Origin of the sequence: Paraburkholderia humisilvae, from assembly GCF_902859855.1 — a bacterium.
Taxonomy (GTDB): Bacteria; Pseudomonadota; Gammaproteobacteria; order Burkholderiales; family Burkholderiaceae; genus Paraburkholderia; species Paraburkholderia humisilvae.
Map to the genome: position 1 here is coordinate 1 of NZ_CADIKH010000517.1, position 501 is coordinate 501.

A 501-nucleotide genomic window follows, 5' to 3' on the forward strand; every position below is an offset into this window, starting at 1 on the left:
CCCGGTACCCGGCGCATACCAGAACATGAACTTGTCGAGCCACACCCCGAGGTTGAACAGCAAGCCGGCCAGCGCGAGGCTCGGATACGCAAAGCGTCTTTGCAGCACTTCGAACGAGATAAAGCGCTCGCTACGGTAATTCCGGTAAATGAGCCCGGACAAACCGGCCAGCAGCACGATATGTCCGGCGACAAAACCGCCAAGCAGCCCGGCGATGCCGTGCCGGTTCAGCATCAGCGCGAATGCGACCGTGCAGCCATAACCGACGAAAAACACCGCCAGTATCTGCCGGTATTGCTTGACGCTCGACAGAAAGATCACCGCGATCCAGATATTGCTGACCACGACGAAGCCCGCGACCATCAGCATCCGATAGAACAGCGGCTCGCCGCCGAACCCGAGCCACACCGCGAGGAAACCAAGCAAGCCGGATGCGGCCGTCGAGATCAGCACGACACCGTTGTAGTTCGACAGCACGAGGTCGTCGCGCTTTTCGAACAG

At 59.9% G+C, this 501-nt stretch carries 1 protein-coding gene; it reads right to left on the reverse strand.

Features of this window, described 5'->3' with window-relative positions:
- Positions 1 to 501, reverse strand: a 501-nt coding sequence (gene pelG, locus HV796_RS43310) for an exopolysaccharide Pel transporter PelG (RefSeq protein ID WP_175233678.1), incomplete at both ends; no start/stop codon positions are given.